Consider the following 18,872-nt stretch of genomic DNA (forward strand, 5'->3'; position numbering starts at 1 on the left):
TATCACCTGAGTGCGAGCGGCGGCCTGACGTCTTGCAACCCACTTGGCAGACGGCCGTCGACCGGGTAATCGACGGGCCCCGCCCGGAGGATGGAACAGATTTCTCTTCGTACGCCGCTGGCGCTTCTCCTGATATCCCTTGGCGCGATTGCCGCGGTGTGGTGGTGGATGGCCACGCCGATCACCCTGCCGCGCGCACCGATCGATCCCAATGCAAAGCTGCTCTGCGTTTCCTATGCGCCGTTCCGCGGCGAGCAGACACCGCTGGTGCCGACCACCCATATTCCGGCCGAGCAGATCGCCGAGGATCTCGCGCAGCTTGCCAAGGTCTCTGAATGCGTCCGTACCTATTCGATCGAGAACGGGCTCGATCAGGTCCCGGCGCTCGCCGCCAAGGTCGGGCTGAAGGTCATCCAGGGCATCTGGCTCGGCAGCAACCGGCTCAAGAACCAGATCCAGATCGCAACCGCCGTTCGCCTCGCCAAGGATTATCCCGGCGTGGTCACCTCGCTGGTGGTCGGCAACGAGGTATTGCTGCGCGGTGAAATGACGGCCGCCGACCTCGTGTCCAACATCCGGCAGGTGAAGGCGCAGGTCATGGTGCCCGTGACCTATGCCGATGTCTGGGAATTCTGGCTGAAGAACCGCGAGGTCTATGACGCGGTCGACTTCGTCACCATCCACATCCTGCCGTACTGGGAGGACATGCCGATCCGCGCCAAGTTCGCCGCGGTTCATGTCGACTCCATCCGGAAGCGCATGGGCGTGGCGTTTCCGGGCAAGGAGATCCTGATCGGCGAGACCGGCTGGCCGAGCCAGGGGCGGATGCGCGAAGCCGCGCTGCCGTCGCGGACCAACCAGGCGCGGGTGGTGTCGGAAATCCTCGACCTCGCAAAGAGGGAAGGCTTTCGCGTCAATCTGATCGAGGCCTATGACCAGCCGTGGAAGCGCCAGCTCGAAGGCACGGTCGGCGGCTTTTGGGGGCTGTTCGATGCGGAAAGACGCGAGGTGAAATATCCGCCGGGCGTTCCCATCACCAACGTGCCGTCGTGGAAGCTCCAGATGGCGGGCGGCATGGCGCTTTCCGTTCTCACCTTCGCCGTCGCGCTGCTGACGCTGCGGCGGCGGCCGTGGACGCCGCGATTTTCGGCGTGGCTGGCGGTGGCGGTATCGGCCACATCGGCCGGGATGCTGCTGGGCCTTGCCGTCGACAAGATGCTTTACGAAAGCTACGGCATCGGCGGCTGGCTGCAATGGGGCGCCTTGCTGGCGGCAGCCATTGCCTCGCCGCTGTTGTGCGCGCATGCGCTGGTATCGGGCAAATCGCTGCCGACCTTCCTCGAACTGCTCGGGCCGCGCGAAAGCCGCGCCAAGTCGATCGTAGCGGTCCTATTGGGCCTCGTGCTTGCGGTGGCCACGGTAATTGCGGCGCAGACGGCGCTCGGCTTCACTTTCGACCCGCGTTATCGCGATTTCCCCTATGCGTCGCTGACCATGGCAGTGGTGCCGTTCGCCTGCCTGATGCTGCTCAACCGGCCGCAAGCCGGCGTGCGGCCGATGGCCGAGAGCACCTTCGCCGGTTTGCTGGCGCTCTGTGCGATCTACATCGGCATCAACGAGGGCACGGATAACTGGCAGGCGATCTGGACCTGCGCGATCTATCTCTTGCTCGCGATCACGCTGTGGCGGGCGCGGGCCGCGCAAAGCCCAGGATAAGCAGCCCGATCGCAATCCCCGACAGCACGATATTGTAGAGCACGATGCCAAGGCCGGCGGCGATCAGGCCGCCTGTCAGCAGCACGATCGAGGGCCGCATCACATGCAGCGCCGCGATGACGAGCGCCGTGATGCCGAACACCGAGTTCTTGAACAGATAAGTGGCTAGCGAACGCATCTTGCAGACCATGGTCTGCAAGCCGGCATCGCAAGCGAGGGCGACAGTGGAAAATTCGACCGCGAGATAGCGCAGGTACAGCGCGTAGCCGACGGTGACGAAGCCGACGATCAGCAGGAATTGCACCTGGTAGGGCGTCAGCCGGAACGGGACTTTTTTCATGCGCGGAATATGGCCGGGATTATCGGGAGGGACAAGCCTGCGGCGCTCACTGAATTTGCGCGAATCCGGACGAGGACCGGAACGCAAGATATTGCGGCGGCGTACCTTTACTCGGTTTTCTTCCGGCTGAAGAAGGAAGAAATCGTCGAGGCAGTGGTGGTCGTTGCGGGGGCCGGCTCAGGCTTTTTCGCCGCTTCCTCGACAGCCGCCTGCTTTGCGGCACCGCGCCTGCGCGACGGCGCAGGCTTTGCGGCGGGCGCGGGCTCGTCGGCATCCACCGTAAGGCGCTGACCGTCGAAAACAGCGGTCTCGCAGGGACGCTTGTTCTCGTTCATCACGGCGCAGATCTTTGCCGCGGCCGCCGCATCGCGCAGGGGACCGGCCACCAGCCGCAACTGCATGCCAAGGCCGCCGGTGCCTTCCTTGATCACGATGATCGGACGCAAGGCGGCGAGCGGTGCATTGGACCGCGACTTCAGCAGACCGCGCCACAGCGCGCGCAAGCCCGGCACGGAGTTGGCGCCGCCGACATCGACGCCGAATTCCGTGCGCTGGATCGTCGGCAGCGACGTTTCCGCCTCCGCCCGCGCGTCGCCTGCCACCGGTGCTGCTGCCACCACTTCCGGTATCGGCTCGGCGGCGATGGCGGATTTGCCTGGTTCGATCAGCTTGGCGGCCGCCGGATCGGGCGGCGCCATGATCGATTTCGATTCCACCAGCGGCGTTGCCGGCGATGCGGCCGGCTTGCTGCTGGCTTCCCTGGCCGGAGCGTCCTTGCTCGGGGTCTCCTTGCCCGGGGTCTCCTTGTTCGGATTATCCTTGCCTGGATTGTCCCTGGTGTTGGGGACGTCCTTGGCGACGTTGACCGGCGCCGGCTCGGCGGCTGGAGCGGGCGAGGGCGCTTTCTCCGTCGGTGCGGCCGGGGCCGTTGTGACGGGAGCAACAGCGGGGGCTGGCGGCGGTTCGGGCGCGGTCGCCGCAGGCGGCGTGGTCAGCGCCGGATGTTGCCGGGCGATGGCGCCGGTGACGGAATCGAGGCCCTGTTCCAGCACGGTGACGCGCGAATAGAGCCGGTCGCGATCGCTGTTCAGGGTATCGATGGCGGATGCCAGCCGCCGCGATTCATTCTGGCTTTCCTTGGCGACGGTTTGCAGCCGGTTGGCCTGCTGCAACAGATCCGTGGTCACCATCTGCTCGCGCCGCCAGCCGAGCGAGGATTGGTTGGCCATCACGCCAACCACCACCGCTGCGATCGCCGCAACACCCCAGGTTCCGAGCCGCCACAGCGCATGGCGGTCGAACTGGTCTTCCTCGGCGAGGAAGCCGCTCAGCACGCCGCCGGTGTTTTCGGTGTCGAAGCCAGCCAGATGGTCGGGATCTTTGGCCAAAACGCGATTGGCCCTCCTCAAGGCCTGCCGAATCAAAGGCAAAGATATCAGGAAATGCGCGTTCATCTTGAATCCGGACGTCTCCGGAGCGGCGAATCACCTTTCCATCCCGGCCAAAAACGCTTTAAGACGGCGGCGCGTGTTCAAAGCGAGAAGGACCCGGATGACTGATCGCACCAGCCTTACTGTCGTGCTCGCCGCCGGTGAGGGCACGCGCATGCGCTCGTCGCTGCCAAAAGTGCTGCATCCCGTCGCCGGTCAGCCGCTGCTGGCGCATGTGCTCGAGGCTGCGCCGCACGGCGCAGGGACTTCGCTCGCGGTGGTGATCGGTCCTGATCACACCGCGGTTGCCGCCGAGGCGAGGCGCCTGCGGCCGGATGCGGCGACCTTCGTGCAGCGCGAACGTCTCGGCACCGCCCATGCGCTGCTGGCTGCGCGCGAAGCGATTGCGCGCGGCGCCGACGATCTGCTGGTGGCGTTCGGCGACACGCCGCTGATTTCGGCCGAAACATTTGCGCGGATGCGCGCGCCGCTGGCCAAGGGCGCGGCGCTCACCGTGCTCGGGTTTCGCGCCGCCGATCCGACCGGCTACGGCCGTCTCTTGATGGAAGGCGGCAAGCTGGTCGCGATCCGCGAGCAGGCGGATGCGAGCCCGGAGGAACGCAAGGTCACGCTGTGCAATGCCGGCGTGATGGCGTTCGACGGACGCAAGGCGCTCGAAGTTCTCGACCGGATCGGAAACGCCAACAGCAAGGGCGAGTATTACCTCGTCGATGCCGTCACCATCGTGCGGAACATGGGATTGGAGGCTGTCGTGATCGAAACCAGCGAAGACGAAGTGCGCGGCATCAACACCAAGGCGCAGCTCGCCGAGGCAGAGAGCGTGATGCAGGCGCGACTGCGCAAGGCGGCGATGGACGCTGGCGTGACATTGATCGCGCCGGAAACGATCTTTCTCGCCGCCGACACCAAATTCGGCCGTGACGTCACCATCGAGCCGTTCGTGTTCATCGGCCCGGGTGTCAGCATCGCCGACGGCGCCGTCATCCATTCCTTCTCGCACATCGTGCAGGCCTCGATCGGCAAGAATGCGTCCGTCGGTCCCTATGCGCGGCTGCGGCCCGGCACGTCGCTCGGCGACGGTTCGCGGATCGGCAATTTCGTGGAGACCAAAGCGGCGACACTCGAAGCGGGCGTCAAGGTCAACCATCTCTCCTACATCGGCGATGCCCATGTCGGCGCCAATTCCAACATCGGCGCCGGCACCATCACCTGCAACTATGACGGCTTCTCCAAGCACAAGACCACGATCGGCGCGGGCGCCTTCGTCGGCACAAACTCCTCGCTGGTCGCGCCGGTGAAGATCGGCGCGGGCGCGTATATCGGCTCGGGCTCCGTCATCACCAAGGACGTGCCCGACGACGCCATGGCGGTGGAACGCAGTCCGCAGACCAACCGCGAGAACGGCGCTGTGCGCTATCGCGAGCTGAAGACCGGGAAGAGGGTGCCGAAGGAGGGGTGACATCTCTCCGCCTGGACACAAAATCGCGAAAACAACCCCATGCACAGTAGAATTGGCGCCCGCGATCGCAACTCTTGAGCGAGTTTCTCAACGTCACAACTCTCTCCGCCGGTATTTGCCGATGCACCTCTTCCGGTCGTGCTCGCGCTATGCGAAAATTACGATATGCAGAGATGGCTGCAAGTTCTGAAGGCGACAGCCACGCTCGTCGTTGGTCTGCCGTTGATTGCGTTCGTGACGTGGCTGGGGCTAGCCCAGTTATGTCGCGTGTTCACGACGGGAGAATTGTACTCGCGCGGCTACGGCCCGGGTTACGTCGGCTGGTCAAGACTCATCAGCTTTGAGAGCGACCCGATCCACTTTCTGGTGACTCTCGGCCTGTCGATACTGATGACGGCATTCGGACTATTCGTTTTCGCGCAACTGTTTCTTAAAGTCCGACGCTGGTGGAGCGCCAGGTACGCGCCGACCAAATAAGATCAGATTGCCGATAAGCGCGCTGTCGAGCGCGGACGGCAAGGTGACCGCGACGATTCTTCAGGCCGGAATTGGCCAGGCGCTTTCGAGATCATCTAGCCGCTTGGGCGCTGACACGCCGATTCAACGCAGGCGTGATCCCTTGCCGCCAACACAACTAAGCGTGAGATGTGAAGCCGTTCACCATCGCTGCAACGCGCTACGAAATAGCTTTGCGCGCGCGGCCAGTTGGCGAGAGCCGAGTGGCCCACCCACGAACTCCTCACCTAAGGAAAGGTCCAACCATGGCGCAGGTAACAGGCATTTTATGTCAGGTTATTACAGGCAATAAGGATGGTGCCGGCACTGACGGTAGAGTCTATCTCGGACTCGGCGGCCGCGAGTTCCGCATGGATTCAAGCGCCGACGACTACGAGCGTCGCTCGTGGCGCGAATACCTCATCGGCGATCCTCCGGTAGAACCGGATCCGAACAATACGCCGGGCAATCAAATCCGCGTCCAGAACGGCTCTCGAAACGATCCTCGTGATGTCGGATTTCACATCGACAGCGACAATCTGTCGAAGAGCCCGGTCTATATCCGGTTCGAACCGTCAGGCTCGAGCCCCGACTGGAATCTTTCGTTCGTCGCCGCCGTGGTCTATGCGCCGCCGTTCTGGATCGGGTTCCTTCCACCAGTCGGCTTCACCAACAGCCTGTGGTTAGGTGATAACTACGGCAAGGTGCTTTATCTGACCGAGCGTTTAGACGGCCGTCTGGGGGACGCGGCCGCCAAGCAATTCCTGGATGTCGGCAGAAAGCAGGCGGCGAGATTCGAAGAACACTTCGCGTGACGCAGGACGGCAGACGGCTGTCGTAGCGAGTTTCAGAAAGAAGACCTCGGGAGCGCACACTCCCGAGGTGTTGGCTCGATGTAGGGCGGGTCGGACCACGACATCGGATGGCGGGTAAGGTAAGCCGACAAGCCCGTTAAGCTTTCCGCTTAACACTGTCGCAATCCGCAATAATTATTGAGTATCAGGGCGGCGCGATTTCTCGTTAAGAGAGCGTGGCGCGCCGTTGGCGAATTTTCGGCGATTTGGGGATACATCACCGCATGTGCGGCATTGTCGGCATTTTGGGACGTGCTCCGGTTGCGGAGCAACTGGTCGATTCACTCAAGCGCCTTGAATATCGCGGCTATGATTCAGCCGGCGTTGCGACGCTCGAAGGCAAAAAGCTCGACCGCCGCCGCGCCGAGGGCAAGCTGAAGAACCTCGAAGCCAAGCTCGAAGCAAAGCCGCTCGCCGGCCATAGCGGCATCGGCCATACCCGCTGGGCAACCCACGGCAAACCGACCGAGAACAACGCGCATCCGCATGCGACCGAGCGCGTCGCGGTCGTGCACAACGGCATCATCGAAAACTTTCGCGAGCTGCGCGAGGCGCTGGAGAAGAAGGGTACGGTCTTCAGGACCGAGACCGACACCGAGATCGTGCTGCACCTCGTCGACGACATGCTCAGGAACGGCGTCAAGCCGGTCGAAGCGGTACGCGCGGCGCTGACACAGCTCCGCGGCGCGTTCGCGCTCGGCTTCATCTTCGCCGGCGAGGACGATCTGATGATCGGCGCACGCAACGGCCCGCCGCTTGCGATCGGCTATGGCGAGGGCGAGATGTACCTTGGCTCGGATGCGATCGCGCTCGGGCCGTTCACCGACACCATCGCTTACCTGGAAGACGGCGACTGGGTCGTGCTGACGCGCAATAGCGCCACCATCTACGACAAAAGCGATGCCATCGTGCAGCGCGAGGCGGTCAAGCACACGGCGGCGACCTCGCTGGTCGACAAGGCGAACTACCGCCACTTCATGGCCAAGGAGATCCACGAGCAGCCGGAAGTGGTCGGTCACACGCTTGCTAGGTATGTCGACATGGCGACCGAGCGGGTGACGATGCCCGTGAAGCTGCCGTTCGACTTCAAAAATATCCAGCGCGTCTCGATCGTGGCCTGCGGCACAGCGAGCTATGCCGGCTATGTCGGCAAATACTGGCTGGAGCGGTTCGGACGTCTGCCGGTCGAGATCGATGTCGCCTCGGAATTCCGCTACCGCGAGGTGCCGCTGCGCAAGGGGGATCTCGCTATCTTCATCTCGCAATCCGGCGAGACCGCCGACACGCTGGCCGCGCTGCGCTATGCGAAAGAGCAGGGCGTGCACACGGTGGCGGTCGTCAACGTGCCGACTTCGACGATCGCGCGCGAGGCAGAGACAGTGCTGCCGACCATTGCGGGTCCGGAAATCGGCGTCGCCTCGACCAAGGCCTTCACCTGCCAGCTCATGGTGCTGTCGGCGCTGGCGATCGAGGCCGGCAGGGTACGCGGCGAATTGTCGGATGCGGACGCGGCCAAGCTTGTTCACGGCCTGGTCGAAATACCGCGACTGATGGCGGCGGCGCTGACCACGGAAATGCAGATCGAAAAGCTCGCCCGCGACATCGCAAAATCAAAGGACGTGCTCTATCTCGGCCGCGGCACCAGCTATCCGCTGGCGCTTGAGGGCGCGCTGAAGCTGAAGGAAATCTCCTACATTCACGCCGAAGGCTATGCCGCCGGCGAGCTCAAGCACGGGCCGATCGCGCTGATCGACGAGAACATGCCGGTCGTGGTGATCGCGCCCTATGACCGGGTGTTCGAAAAGACCGTCTCCAACATGCAGGAAGTGGCGGCGCGCGGCGGCAAGATCATCCTGATGACGGATGCCAAGGGGGCGACGGAAGCGACCATGGATTCGCTGGTGACGATCGTGCTGCCCGACATGGCGGCGGCCTTTTCGCCGATGGTCTATGCCGTTCCGGTCCAGCTTCTGGCCTACCACACTGCCGTGATTATGGGCACCGACGTCGACCAGCCCCGAAATCTCGCCAAATCCGTCACGGTCGAATAGTCGCACGGTAACCGTCCGCCGCTCCAGGCCTTCAAAAACCTGCTAGGATGGCTTAGCTGAGGGGGCGAAGAGGCCCGTCCGGCCGACCTGGAACCGCATGAACCGCGAAGAGCTGCCGCCGACCGTGACCCCCGACGAGTTGCCGCCGCCAGACGCCCCCCGCGGGCTGATGGCCCGCTTCCGCAACTATTTTCTGACCGGCCTGGTCGTGGCCGGTCCGATCGCCATCACCTTCTACCTGACCTGGTGGTTCGTGACCTGGGTGGACGGCATTGTCCGGCCGTTCATGCCGACGGCCTATCGTCCTGAAACCTATCTGCCCTACGGGGTGCCCGGCTACGGGCTGATCGTCGCCGTGATCGCCTTGACGATGCTCGGCTTCCTCACCGCCAACCTGATCGGGCGGACGCTGGTCGACCTCGGCGAGCGGCTGCTCGGCCGGATTCCGGCGGTGCGGGCGATCTATCGCGGCTTGAAGCAGGTGTTCGAGACGCTGTTTTCGGGGCAGGGGTCGAGCTTTCGCCGGGTTGGCCTGGTTGAATTTCCCTCGCCCGGGATGTGGTCGATCGTGCTGATCTCGCAATCGCCGAGCACGGAGATCGCGAGCAAGCTTCCGGGCCAGGAAGAGCACATCTCGGTGTTCCTGCCCTGCGCGCCGAACCCGACCACGGGCTTCTTCTTCTATGTGCCGAAAAGCAAGATCATCGAAGTCCAGATGAGCGCCGAAGACGCCGCGACCCTGATCATGTCCTGCGGCGTGGTGCAGCCCGGCACCGACCAGCAGAAGAAGGTGGCCGCACTCGCCGGCGTGGCCAATGCGGCCCGGATCGCCAATTCCGCCGCCGCGCTACAGCCGCAGCCTGCGAAGGTGGAGTAGGGCTGCGCGGGACCGTGCGGAAGGGAAGTCGCTTCAGCGCCTTTCACGCAACAGCGGCTCGATCACTTACCTAACCCCGGCCAAGCCGCTGCCTTGCCACCAAGGCGCGTGCGGGCGCTTTCATCTCGATGGCTCGACCCTGCGGTATATCGGTTATCGGGGGCACAACTGATCAAGCGTCCGGCGGCTTCGACTTCCGATCATGATTCCAAAGCGGAAGTTCCTCCAGCGAGGAGGATCTCGCTCAGCTCGTTTGACACTATAATTAGTTTATACTAATCATTAGTGATGACTAATTACAACAACAGAGCCCGATGCCGTGACCGCGTGATGCGAGCCGCGCGAAAATGGGCGGCATCGAGCGCCGGCTAACCATGGTTAAAGACAGCGTGCAGTTGGCCGCTTTAGGCGATCCGACCCGCAGACGAATATTCGAGCTGGTGGGAGCGCGGCCTCGCACTGTCGCCGAAATCACCCGGGAACTGACGGTCTCCCAGTCAGCGGTCTCCCAGCATCTCAAGGTGCTGCGCGAATCTCGTTTGGTTCGTGCCGAGCCGAAGGGGGCCAGCAACATTTATCACATCGATCCAGCGGGGCTCGGCCAGATGCGTGCCTGGCTTGACCGGTTCTGGAGCAGCACATTGGCAGCTTACAAAGTGGTCGTCGAGAAATCAGTGGAGGACAAGAAATGAGCAAACGTGTATCGGCCGCGCCCGTCAAACAATCGATCGTGGTTGAGGTTCCGATTGAGCGCGCGTTCAAGGTCTTCACCGAAGACTTCGGCAGCTTCAAGCCACGCGAGCACAATCTGCTCGCCGTCCCCATTGCAGAGACCGTGTTCGAGCCCCGGGTTGGAGGTCACGTTTATGATCGGGGTATTGACGGCAGTGAATGCCGTTGGGCGCGCGTCTTGGCTTTTGAGCCGCCGAATCGAGTGCTTCTAAGCTGGGACATTAGCCCGCGCTGGCAAATCGAAATCGATCCCGACAATACCAGTGAGTGGGAGGTGCGATTCATCGCTGAGTCGCCAAACCGGACTCGGTTAGAACTTGAGCACCGTCACCTCGAACGTCATGGCCAAGGTTGGGAAGGTGTGCGAGACGGCGTTGAGGGCGATCAAGGTTGGCCGCTTTATCTGAAACGGTTCGCCGAGCGCATTGCCCGCGAGGCATGATGCGCGTGTATCCCATGCGACGTGATCATAATTGCGGAGATCGGTATGGCAGCCTACTCGCTTAGCATTGTCGGAGTGCTTGTCCTTTGCCTCCTGTCGGTTCTGCTGGCGGTCTATTCAGGATCGTCCAAAGGTAGGGCCGGAGCACTCTCGGGGCCTGTCCTGCCACTTGATGACGACAACTTGCTGTACCGCATCGATCGCGTCCACATGAACGCAGTGGAGGCTCTCCCGCCTTTTGTTGTCCCCGCCGTGTTGGCCATGATGGTGGGAGTGAACGCCGCCACGCTTGCAACGCTTGTATGGGTGTATGTCGCAATTCGTTTGATCCACGTTGCGATATATTTGCGCGGCGGCAACGCTGCCAAAGGCGGCAGCATCAGAACTGTTCTCTATGTCTCGGGGGCGCTCGTAAATGTCATTCTCATTGCCATGACCGGCCTTGCAGCCATCCACTAGTTACAACAATTGTGTCCCTAACGAAGGCGATAATCTCCGCTTCTGGCCCCATAGCGCGCGCGGACATATCCGCATCGGCCGCTGATGTCCGCTTTCGGCGGTAAGGCCGACGCGCGCCGGAATGATGACGAACATCATCCCGCCCCGATCAACGGCACGGCCTCATCCCGCTCATAAAGATACAGCAGGCAGCGCAACGCTTCGCCGCGCTCGCCTTTCAGACGCGGATTTTCCTTCATGATGCGCAGCGCCTCGTCGCGGGCCTGCGTGATGAGCTGGCCGTGCACGTCGGAGCGCGCGATGCGGTAGCCGGGCAGGCCGCTCTGGCGGATGCCGAGGACGTCGCCTTCGCCACGCAGTTTTAGATCCTCTTCGGCGATCCGAAAGCCGTCCGTGGTTTCGCGGATCACCTTGAGGCGCGCCGTGGACATTTCGTTCAGCGGCTCCTTGTAGAGCAGCAGGCAGGTGGAGGCCTCCGAGCCGCGGCCGATGCGGCCGCGAAGCTGGTGCAGTTGCGCGAGGCCAAAGCGTTCGGCGTTCTCGATCACCATGATGGTGGCGGCGGGCACGTCGACGCCGACTTCGACGACGGTGGTCGCAACCAGAAGGCCGATCTCGCCAGAGGCGAATTGCGCCATCACGCGGTCCTTTTCCGTGCCCTTCATCTGGCCGTGGACGAGGCCGGCTTGATCGCCAAAGCGCTTTTGCAAGCTCTCGAAGCGCTTGGTGGCATTGGTGAGGTGCTCGATGCCCTCGGCTTCGGACTCCTCCACCAGCGGGCAGATCCAGTAGACGCGCTTGCCGGCCTTGAGGGCGCGGCCGACGGCATCGACGACTTCCTCGATCCGGCTGAGCGGCACCGCGCGGGTATCGATTGGCTGCCGTCCGGCGGGCTTTTCGCGCAGCTCGGAGACATCCATGTCGCCGAAATATGTCAGCACCAGCGTGCGCGGAATTGGCGTGGCGCTCAGTACCAGCACATCGACGGCCTCGCCCTTGCTGGTGAGTGCGAGGCGTTCGCGCACGCCAAAGCGATGTTGTTCATCGACCACGGCCAGCGCCAGCGCCTTGAACACGACGTCGTCCTGGATCAGCGCGTGGGTGCCTACCAGCAGATCGATCTCGCCGGCTTCCAGTTCGGCAAGGATCTCGCGGCGTTCCTTGCCCTTTTCCCGGCCGGTGAGGATCGCGACGCGAAGGCCTGCGCGCTCGGCCAACGGGGCGATGGTCTTGATGTGCTGGCGCGCCAGGATTTCGGTCGGCGCCATCAGCGCCGCCTGCTTGCCGGCCTCGGCCACCGCGGCCGCGGCAAGCAGCGCCACCACGGTCTTGCCGGAGCCGACGTCGCCCTGAAGCAGCCGCAGCATCCGCACCGGCTGCTTCAGATCGTCGGTGATCGCCGCCACCGCCGAGCGCTGCGAAGCGGTCAGCGCATAGGGCAGCGCGTCGATGATCTTCTTGCGCAAATGGCCGTCGCCGGCGTTGCGGTCGCCGGCCGGCCGGCGAAGCTGCGCGCGGATCAGGGCCAGAGCCAGTTGACCCGCGAGCAATTCGTCGAAGGCCAGACGCGACCAGAACGGGCCATCGGGGAGGATGTCCGTCAGCTCGACCGGGACATGGACGCGGGTCAGCGCTTCGGTGATGTCGGGGAATTTGCAGCGGCGGATCACTTCCGGGCTGATCCATTCCGGCAGCGCCGGCAGCTTTTGCAGCGCCTGCATGATCGCGCGGCGGAGCGAACCGAGCGCAAGCCCTTCCGTCAGCGGATAGACCGGATCGATGCCGGAGAGTTTTGCAAAGCCCGCTTCATCGACGACGCGGTCGGGATGCACGATCTGCGGGATGCCGTCGTAGAATTGCAGCGTGCCGGAAACAAAACGCTTCTCGCCGACCGGCAGCAGCTTTTCGACATAGCCGGGTTTGGCGCGGAAGAAGGTCAGCACCACGTCGCCGGTGTCGTCGCTGGCATAGACGAGATAGGGCGCGCGCGAATTGCGCGGCGGCGGCGGACGATGGCGGTCGACGGTCACCTCCAGCGTCACCACGGTTCCCGCCGATGCTTCGCGAATCTTCGGCCGTGCCCGGCGGTCGATTACGCTGGCGGGAAGATGCAGCAGCAGGTCGACCAGCCGCGGCGTCTCATCGCGGCCGAGCAGATAGCGCAGCAGCTTGTCCTGCTTCGGCCCGACGCCCGGAAGGCTCGTGACCGGCGCAAACAGCGGATTGAGCAGGGTGGGGCGCATTGCGAGACCTAAGACCGTTTCCGCTCGTCATGCCCGGGCTTGTCCCGGGCATCCACGTCTTTTTTTGTGGCCAGGACGTGGATGGCCGTTCTGCAAACAGAAAGGGCTGACATCGGTCATCCCGATGGCTATATCAACCCCGCCCGGCACGTCCGGGCTTTTGGCGTTCGGACAGGACTTGAGAAATGACGGGAACGACACGGTCGAGCGACGGCCTCGATGACCGCCGCAAGCGGCTTTTGTTTCGCTGCTGGCACCGCGGCACCCGTGAGATGGACCTCATCCTCGGCCGCTTTGCGGACGCCGAAATCGCAAATCTCGGGGATGGCGACCTGGACAGGCTCGAGCAACTGCTCGAGGTGCCCGATCCCGATCTCTATGCCGCGCTGATCGGCGACAAGGCGCTGCCATCAGAATATGCCGGGCCGCTGTTCGAGCGCATCAAAACGGTTCGCGCTGTGGATCACGACGTATGAAGCTTTCTGCCAAATCTCCCGCCGCCATGCTGGCGCCCGGCCGCGCGCTGACCTTTGCCAATGTGGCCGAGGGCGCCGAAGGGCTGGTTGTTTCGGATCTGGCGCGCGCCATTGCCGCGCAGCCGAAGAAGCCGGCCGTCAGCCTCGCCGTGGTCTGCCGCGACGGCCCCCGCATGCAGCAACTGGCCCGCGCGCTGGAATTCTTTGCGCCCGATATCGCGGTGCTCCAGTTTCCGGCCTGGGATTGCCAGCCCTACGACCGGGTGTCGCCGCATGGCGGTATTCTGGCCCAGCGCCTGACGACGCTGGCAAAGCTTTCGCGGCTGACCGGCAGCGACAAGCCGCTGATCGTGCTGACGACGGTCAATGCCATCGTGCAGCGCGTGCCGTCGCGCGATGGCGTTGCCGCGCAGGCGCTGTCGGTCGCGCCGGGCAATGTCGTGCCGATGGATTCCATCGTCGCCTGGCTGGAGCACAACGGCTACAACCGATCCTCCACCGTGCGCGAGCCCGGGGAATATGCCGTGCGTGGCGGCATCCTCGATCTGTTTCCGGCCGGGCTCGAACAGCCCGTGCGCTTCGATTTCTTCGGCGATTCCCTGGAATCGATCCGCACGTTCGATGCGGAAACCCAGCGCACGCTGCTCGACATGCGCGGGCTCGATCTGGTGCCGGTGTCCGAATTCCAGCTAACCACCGACACCATCCGCCGCTTTCGCATGGGCTATGTCGCGGCCTTCGGCGCCCCGGAGCGCGACGACCAGCTTTATGAAGCCGTCACCGAGGGGCGCCGTCATCCCGGCATGGAGCACTGGCTGCCGCTGTTCTCCGAGCGGATGGACACGCTGTTCGACTATCTCGACGGTGCGCCCGTTACGATCGAGCCGCAGGGCGAAGACGCTGCGCGCGAGCGATTCAAGCAGATCGCGGACTATTACGAAGCTCGCCGCGAGGCGCTGGAGCATCCCGGGGGCGGCGCGATCTACAAGCCGCTGCCGCCGGACCGGCTGTATCTGACCGAAGACGAATGGACGAAGCGACTGGGCAAGGCGGCGCTTGCCCGGCTGACGGCGTTTGCCGTGCCCGAAGGCACTGCCGATGTATTTGATGCCGGCGCGCGGCAGGGCCGCAATTTTACGCCGGAACGTGCCGACACCAAGGTCAACGTGTTCGAATCCGTCGTGGCGCATGTGCACGCGCTGCTGGCTCAGCGCAAGAAAGTGGTGATTGCGCTGTGGAGCGAAGGCTCGCGCGACCGCATGGCCAGCATGCTGGCGGACCACAAGCTTGCCAACGTCACCAGCGTCAACACCTGGCGCACGGTGCAGGCAACACCGCGCAACGAGACCATGCTGGCCGTGCTCGGCATGGAGTCCGGTTTCGAGACCGACGAATTCGCCGTCATCAGCGAGCAGGACATTTTGGGCGACCGCCTGGTGCGGCCGCGCAAGGCGAGCCGCAAGCTCGACAATTTCATCTCGGAGGTCACAAGCCTGTCGTCGGGCGACCTCGTCGTCCATGTCGAGCACGGCATCGGCCGGTTTGTCGGGCTACAGACGCTGGAAGTATCGGGCGCGCCGCATGACTGTCTCGAGCTGCACTATGCCGCCGAGACAAAACTGTTCCTGCCGGTCGAGAACATCGAGCTGCTGTCGCGCTACGGTTCCGATCACGCCAATGTCGAGCTGGACCGGCTCGGCGGCAGCGGCTGGCAGGCGCGCAAGGCAAAACTGAAGAACCGCATTCGCGAGATCGCGGGCGAACTGATCAAGATCGCGGCCGAGCGCATGCTCCACGAAGCGCCGAAAATGCCGGTGCAGCCGCATGTCTATGACGAGTTCTGCGCGCGCTTCCCGTATGAGGAAACTGAGGATCAACTAGGCGCCATCACCTCGACCTTGAAGGATCTGGAAGTCGGCCGGCCGATGGACCGGCTGATCTGCGGTGACGTCGGCTTTGGCAAGACCGAAGTGGCGCTGCGCGCGGCATTCGCGGTGGCGCTCGACGGCAAGCAGGTGGCTGTCGTCGTGCCGACGACGCTGCTGGCGCGTCAGCACAGCAAGACCTTCGCCGAACGCTTCAGAGGTTTCCCCGTCAATGTCGCGCAGGCTTCGCGGCTGATCCCGACCAAGGAACTCAACCAAGTCAAGAAGGGCCTGACGGACGGCAGTGTCGATATCGTGGTCGGCACCCACGCGCTGCTCGGCAAGTCGATCAAGTTCCGCGATCTCGGCCTGCTGATCGTCGACGAGGAGCAGCATTTCGGCGTCAGCCACAAGGAGCGCTTGAAGCAGCTTCGCGCCGAGGTGCATGTGCTGACGCTGAGCGCGACGCCGATTCCGCGCACATTGCAACTTGCGTTAACCGGCGTGCGCGAACTCTCGATCATTGCCTCGCCTCCGGTCGATCGGCTGGCGGTGCGCACCTTCGTGGCGCCGCATGATCCGCTGATGATCCGAGAGGCGCTGCTGCGCGAGCGCTATCGCGGCGGGCAGGCGTTCTATGTGGTGCCGCGGATCGAGGACCTCGCCAGCGTCAAGGATTTTCTCGACAAGAACGTGCCCGAGATGAAAGTCGCGGTCGCGCACGGCCAGATGCCGCCGACGGTGATCGAGGACATCATGTCCGCCTTCTACGACGGCAAATACGACATCCTGCTGTCGACCACGATCGTCGAGTCCGGCCTCGACATTCCCAATGCCAATACGCTGATCGTGCATCGCGCCGACATGTTTGGCCTGGCGCAGCTCTACCAGCTCCGTGGCCGCGTCGGCCGCTCCAAGCTGCGGGCCTATGCGCTGTTCACCTTGCCGGCGCAGCAAAAAATCACGGCGCAGGCGGAGCGGCGGCTGAAGGTGCTGCAATCCCTCGAAAACCTCGGCGCGGGCTTCCAGCTTGCCTCACACGACCTCGACATCCGCGGCGCCGGCAACCTGCTCGGCGAGGAACAGTCCGGCCACATCAAGGAAGTCGGCTTCGAGCTCTATCAATCGATGCTGGAAGAGGCGATCGTCAATCTCAAGGCCGGCGTTGCCGAGCCGGCCGCCGACCGCTGGTCGCCGCAGATCACCATCGGCATGCCTGTTCTGATCCCGGAGGACTACGTCAACGACTTGTCGGTGCGGCTGTCGCTGTACCGGCGGCTGGCCGACCTCGATACCGACGAGGAGATCGACAATTTTGCCGCCGAGATGCGCGACCGCTTCGGCGTGCTGCCGGACGAGGTGCGCTATCTCTTCAAGGTGGCCGCGATCAAGGCTTATTGCCGGAGAGCCAATGTCGAGAAGGTCGACGCCGGCCCGAAGGGCGCCGTGCTCTCGTTCCGCGACAACAGTTTTGCGCAGCCGGAGCGCCTCGTCGCGTTCATCCGTCAGCACGGCCAGGCGGCCAAGGTGCGGCCGGACATGAAGGTGGTGTTCTTCCAGGACTGGGAGACGCCCGAGGAACGGCTGATGGGTACGACGGAAATTTTGCGGCAGCTTGCCAATCTCGCCGAGAGCAAGAAGGCGGCCTAACGCAAGTCAGCCGCCGGCGTTGCCGCCGACGGCTGCTCTACGCGATGTGATTGCTTACTTCGGATATTTGAACTCCGGCGCCTGCTTCAGCGCTTCCTTGGTGGTGTTCATCGACGCCACCCACTTGTCGTTCTTGGTGTCGTGGCGGATGCTCACCGACTGCGGCGATACCGCGACATAGCGTTCGCCGATACCGAGGAAGCCGCCGACCGACAGGATTAGCGCGTCGACCTGGTTGTTCTTGATCGCGACGTCGGTGATCTCGCCGACATTCTCGTCCTTCTGGTTATAGACGTTCAGGCCCTTCAGCTTGGAGCTGAACATCTCGTCCTTGCCGACGGTCGAGAATTTGGCTTCGGCCGGCGCCGTGCCGGTGGTGGTCTTGGTGTCCTGCGCCACGGCGGGCGCCGCTAGGACGGCGAGCGAAGCGGCGATCAGTGCAATTTTCCTCATATTCTCCTCCAGTGCATTGCCCAAACGACAATGCGAGGAGGGAGCGGTTGTTCCTTCAGGAAATCTTCAGGAGGCCGCCCGTTGGGCGGCGTCATCCAACCGGGCGAGCAGCGATTTCGCGGAGTCGTGCGGCATCAGCGTTGCGACCGTCACGAGGGGCTCGGCGCGCGTATCGCGCTTGCCATGGCGGGTGTGGCGCATCACGGCGGACAGGCGGCGGGCGATCATGTGGGCATTGCGCAAATCCGTTTCGGCAAAGACGACGATCACCGAGCCGTCGCTGCAGGCCGCGCCGAAATCGCTCTGGCGCATCAGGCGGCTGATGATGCGGGCGCCGTCAAACTGCGCGCGGGCATGGGTGGGATCGAAGGCAAAGCGCGCCACCGACAGGCCGCTGCCGCCGGACTGGGCCTGATAGACGGCGGTCGCGAAATCACGCTCGAAGGCGGCCGGGGTCAGAAGCCCCGTGCGGGCATCCACGAGGCCGTTGGCATCGATCGACCGCAGCATCCGGCTCAGATGCACCTCGAAGGCGTGCTGGTGCACCATCGGCAAGATCGACGCGGCAACGCGGGCGGGATCTCCGGCAATCAGTTCGAGATTGGCAAGATCGTAACTGGCTTGAACGTTTCCCGTTGTCACAACGACGGGCAAATTGCGGAAGCGCACATCCTCCGACAGTACGGTGAGGAAGGCATCGACCACCCGCGGGGCAAAGCCTTCGCCGAGCACGATCCCGTCAATGTCGCGGGTGTTGAGATGCTTTGCGGCGGCCTCGATACTGAGCGCGCCGACCACGCCCATGCGCTCGCCGAGCGCGACGGACAGCGCAGGATAGGCGCCGCCGCGGCCGATCAACAGGACGGTCGCATCGCGCGCGGGATCGATATCCGACATTACGGCGCGCCGCGGCGGATCGAGCCGTCGCATCACGGTGGCATGTAAGGAGCGCACCCGCAGCGCGGAATAGAGACGCGCAAACAGGCGTTCCGGATGATTGCCGCTGTAGGTGAAGGGAATGGCGTTGTCAGGCAGCCGCGCTTCGGGATCGATCACGATCAGCGGCAGATAGGGCTCACGCGCGGCGATCTGCGCGGCCAACGCAGCGAAGGCAGACTTGTCGATGCCGAAGGAGGAAATGAGCACCGCGCCAGGCCGCAATTGCTCGACGGCTCGCACGGCGTCCGCCCAGCCGGCATCGATTACCGGAAACAGTTTTGTCTCATCCAGCGCCGCTGCGAATGACGGGCGCCCGCCTGTGGAAACGATAAGGATCGGGCCTTGCTGGGACATCAGATATCGCGACCTC

General features: G+C 63.7%; 16 protein-coding genes. 11 read left to right on the forward strand and 5 right to left on the reverse strand.

Features of this window, described 5'->3' with window-relative positions:
* Nucleotides 1-90: 90 nt before the first annotated feature.
* Complete coding sequence (locus JQ628_RS05070; RefSeq protein ID WP_212220208.1) at nucleotides 91-1,716, forward strand: beta-(1-6) glucans synthase; 1,626 nt, start codon at nucleotides 91-93, stop codon at nucleotides 1,714-1,716.
* Here the strand turns inward: JQ628_RS05070 and JQ628_RS05075 are convergent.
* On the reverse strand, nucleotides 1,676-2,056 hold the full coding sequence (locus JQ628_RS05075; RefSeq protein WP_212220211.1) for a hypothetical protein: 381 nt from the start codon (nucleotides 2,054-2,056) through the stop codon (nucleotides 1,676-1,678). The two genes, JQ628_RS05070 and JQ628_RS05075, sit on opposite strands and share 41 nt — an antisense overlap.
* A gap of 107 nt (nucleotides 2,057-2,163) precedes the next feature.
* Nucleotides 2,164-3,444, reverse strand: coding sequence for a hypothetical protein (locus tag JQ628_RS05080; RefSeq protein ID WP_212220213.1), 1,281 nt, complete (start codon nucleotides 3,442-3,444; stop codon nucleotides 2,164-2,166).
* Nucleotides 3,445-3,607: 163 nt separating this feature from the next.
* Here JQ628_RS05080 and glmU point away from each other — a divergent pair, with 163 nt between their 5' ends.
* The 8 genes from glmU to JQ628_RS05120 all read left to right on the forward strand — a co-directional run bounded on the left by glmU (nucleotide 3,608) and on the right by JQ628_RS05120 (nucleotide 10,876).
* Complete coding sequence (glmU, locus tag JQ628_RS05085) at nucleotides 3,608-4,966, forward strand: bifunctional UDP-N-acetylglucosamine diphosphorylase/glucosamine-1-phosphate N-acetyltransferase GlmU (RefSeq protein ID WP_212220215.1); 1,359 nt, start codon at nucleotides 3,608-3,610, stop codon at nucleotides 4,964-4,966.
* Between the two features lie 165 nt (nucleotides 4,967-5,131).
* A complete protein-coding gene (locus JQ628_RS05090) occupies nucleotides 5,132-5,443 on the forward strand; it encodes a hypothetical protein (protein WP_212220218.1) in 312 nt (103 codons plus the stop codon).
* A 284-nt stretch (nucleotides 5,444-5,727) separates the two neighbouring features.
* Nucleotides 5,728-6,276, forward strand: a complete 549-nt coding sequence (locus JQ628_RS05095) for a hypothetical protein (protein ID WP_212220221.1) — start codon at nucleotides 5,728-5,730, stop codon at nucleotides 6,274-6,276.
* A gap of 263 nt (nucleotides 6,277-6,539) precedes the next feature.
* A complete protein-coding gene (gene glmS / locus JQ628_RS05100) occupies nucleotides 6,540-8,366 on the forward strand; it encodes a glutamine--fructose-6-phosphate transaminase (isomerizing) (protein ID WP_212220224.1) in 1,827 nt (608 codons plus the stop codon).
* A gap of 97 nt (nucleotides 8,367-8,463) precedes the next feature.
* Nucleotides 8,464-9,243 carry a DUF502 domain-containing protein gene (locus JQ628_RS05105; protein WP_212220227.1) on the forward strand — a complete coding sequence of 260 codons (780 nt, stop codon included), beginning with the start codon at nucleotides 8,464-8,466 and terminating at the stop codon, nucleotides 9,241-9,243.
* A gap of 374 nt (nucleotides 9,244-9,617) precedes the next feature.
* On the forward strand, nucleotides 9,618-9,935 hold the full coding sequence (locus tag JQ628_RS05110) for an ArsR/SmtB family transcription factor (protein ID WP_212221112.1): 318 nt from the start codon (nucleotides 9,618-9,620) through the stop codon (nucleotides 9,933-9,935).
* On the forward strand, nucleotides 9,932-10,417 hold the full coding sequence (locus tag JQ628_RS05115; protein WP_212220230.1) for an SRPBCC family protein: 486 nt from the start codon (nucleotides 9,932-9,934) through the stop codon (nucleotides 10,415-10,417). Before JQ628_RS05110 ends, JQ628_RS05115 begins: the two co-directional genes overlap by 4 nt.
* A gap of 45 nt (nucleotides 10,418-10,462) precedes the next feature.
* Nucleotides 10,463-10,876: an MAPEG family protein gene (locus tag JQ628_RS05120; RefSeq protein WP_212220233.1), complete on the forward strand. Its 414-nt coding sequence runs from the start codon at nucleotides 10,463-10,465 to the stop codon at nucleotides 10,874-10,876.
* A gap of 134 nt (nucleotides 10,877-11,010) precedes the next feature.
* On the opposite strand, the gene recG is transcribed toward JQ628_RS05120, so the two are convergent.
* Nucleotides 11,011-13,119, reverse strand: coding sequence for an ATP-dependent DNA helicase RecG (gene recG / locus JQ628_RS05125; protein ID WP_212220236.1), 2,109 nt, complete (start codon nucleotides 13,117-13,119; stop codon nucleotides 11,011-11,013).
* Nucleotides 13,120-13,304: 185 nt separating this feature from the next.
* On the opposite strand from recG, the gene JQ628_RS05130 reads away from it, so the two are divergent.
* A complete protein-coding gene (locus JQ628_RS05130; RefSeq protein ID WP_212220239.1) occupies nucleotides 13,305-13,595 on the forward strand; it encodes a succinate dehydrogenase assembly factor 2 in 291 nt (96 codons plus the stop codon).
* Nucleotides 13,592-17,110 carry a transcription-repair coupling factor gene (mfd, locus tag JQ628_RS05135; protein ID WP_212220242.1) on the forward strand — a complete coding sequence of 1,173 codons (3,519 nt, stop codon included), beginning with the start codon at nucleotides 13,592-13,594 and terminating at the stop codon, nucleotides 17,108-17,110. Before JQ628_RS05130 ends, mfd begins: the two co-directional genes overlap by 4 nt.
* A gap of 54 nt (nucleotides 17,111-17,164) precedes the next feature.
* On the opposite strand, the gene JQ628_RS05140 is transcribed toward mfd, so the two are convergent.
* Complete coding sequence (locus tag JQ628_RS05140; protein ID WP_212220245.1) at nucleotides 17,165-17,563, reverse strand: PRC-barrel domain-containing protein; 399 nt, start codon at nucleotides 17,561-17,563, stop codon at nucleotides 17,165-17,167.
* Nucleotides 17,564-17,629: 66 nt separating this feature from the next.
* Nucleotides 17,630-18,856, reverse strand: a complete 1,227-nt coding sequence (locus JQ628_RS05145) for a GGDEF domain-containing protein (RefSeq protein WP_212220248.1) — start codon at nucleotides 18,854-18,856, stop codon at nucleotides 17,630-17,632.
* Between the last annotated feature and the right edge of the window lie 16 nt (nucleotides 18,857-18,872).

The organism is Bradyrhizobium lablabi, assembly GCF_018129385.1.
Taxonomy (GTDB): domain Bacteria; phylum Pseudomonadota; class Alphaproteobacteria; order Rhizobiales; family Xanthobacteraceae; genus Bradyrhizobium; species Bradyrhizobium lablabi_C.

Coding starts and splice junctions, on each gene's coding strand:
- JQ628_RS05070 (WP_212220208.1), top strand. CDS start 91: ATGGAACAGATTTCTCTTCGTACGCCGCTGGCGCTTCTCCTGATATCC.
- JQ628_RS05075 (WP_212220211.1), bottom strand. CDS start 2,056: ATGAAAAAAGTCCCGTTCCGGCTGACGCCCTACCAGGTGCAATTCCTG.
- glmU (WP_212220215.1), top strand. CDS start 3,608: ATGACTGATCGCACCAGCCTTACTGTCGTGCTCGCCGCCGGTGAGGGC.
- JQ628_RS05090 (WP_212220218.1), top strand. CDS start 5,132: ATGCAGAGATGGCTGCAAGTTCTGAAGGCGACAGCCACGCTCGTCGTT.
- JQ628_RS05095 (WP_212220221.1), top strand. CDS start 5,728: ATGGCGCAGGTAACAGGCATTTTATGTCAGGTTATTACAGGCAATAAG.
- glmS (WP_212220224.1), top strand. CDS start 6,540: ATGTGCGGCATTGTCGGCATTTTGGGACGTGCTCCGGTTGCGGAGCAA.
- JQ628_RS05105 (WP_212220227.1), top strand. CDS start 8,464: ATGAACCGCGAAGAGCTGCCGCCGACCGTGACCCCCGACGAGTTGCCG.
- JQ628_RS05110 (WP_212221112.1), top strand. CDS start 9,618: ATGGTTAAAGACAGCGTGCAGTTGGCCGCTTTAGGCGATCCGACCCGC.
- JQ628_RS05115 (WP_212220230.1), top strand. CDS start 9,932: ATGAGCAAACGTGTATCGGCCGCGCCCGTCAAACAATCGATCGTGGTT.
- JQ628_RS05120 (WP_212220233.1), top strand. CDS start 10,463: ATGGCAGCCTACTCGCTTAGCATTGTCGGAGTGCTTGTCCTTTGCCTC.
- recG (WP_212220236.1), bottom strand. CDS start 13,119: ATGCGCCCCACCCTGCTCAATCCGCTGTTTGCGCCGGTCACGAGCCTT.
- JQ628_RS05130 (WP_212220239.1), top strand. CDS start 13,305: ATGACGGGAACGACACGGTCGAGCGACGGCCTCGATGACCGCCGCAAG.
- mfd (WP_212220242.1), top strand. CDS start 13,592: ATGAAGCTTTCTGCCAAATCTCCCGCCGCCATGCTGGCGCCCGGCCGC.
- JQ628_RS05140 (WP_212220245.1), bottom strand. CDS start 17,563: ATGAGGAAAATTGCACTGATCGCCGCTTCGCTCGCCGTCCTAGCGGCG.
- JQ628_RS05145 (WP_212220248.1), bottom strand. CDS start 18,856: ATGTCCCAGCAAGGCCCGATCCTTATCGTTTCCACAGGCGGGCGCCCG.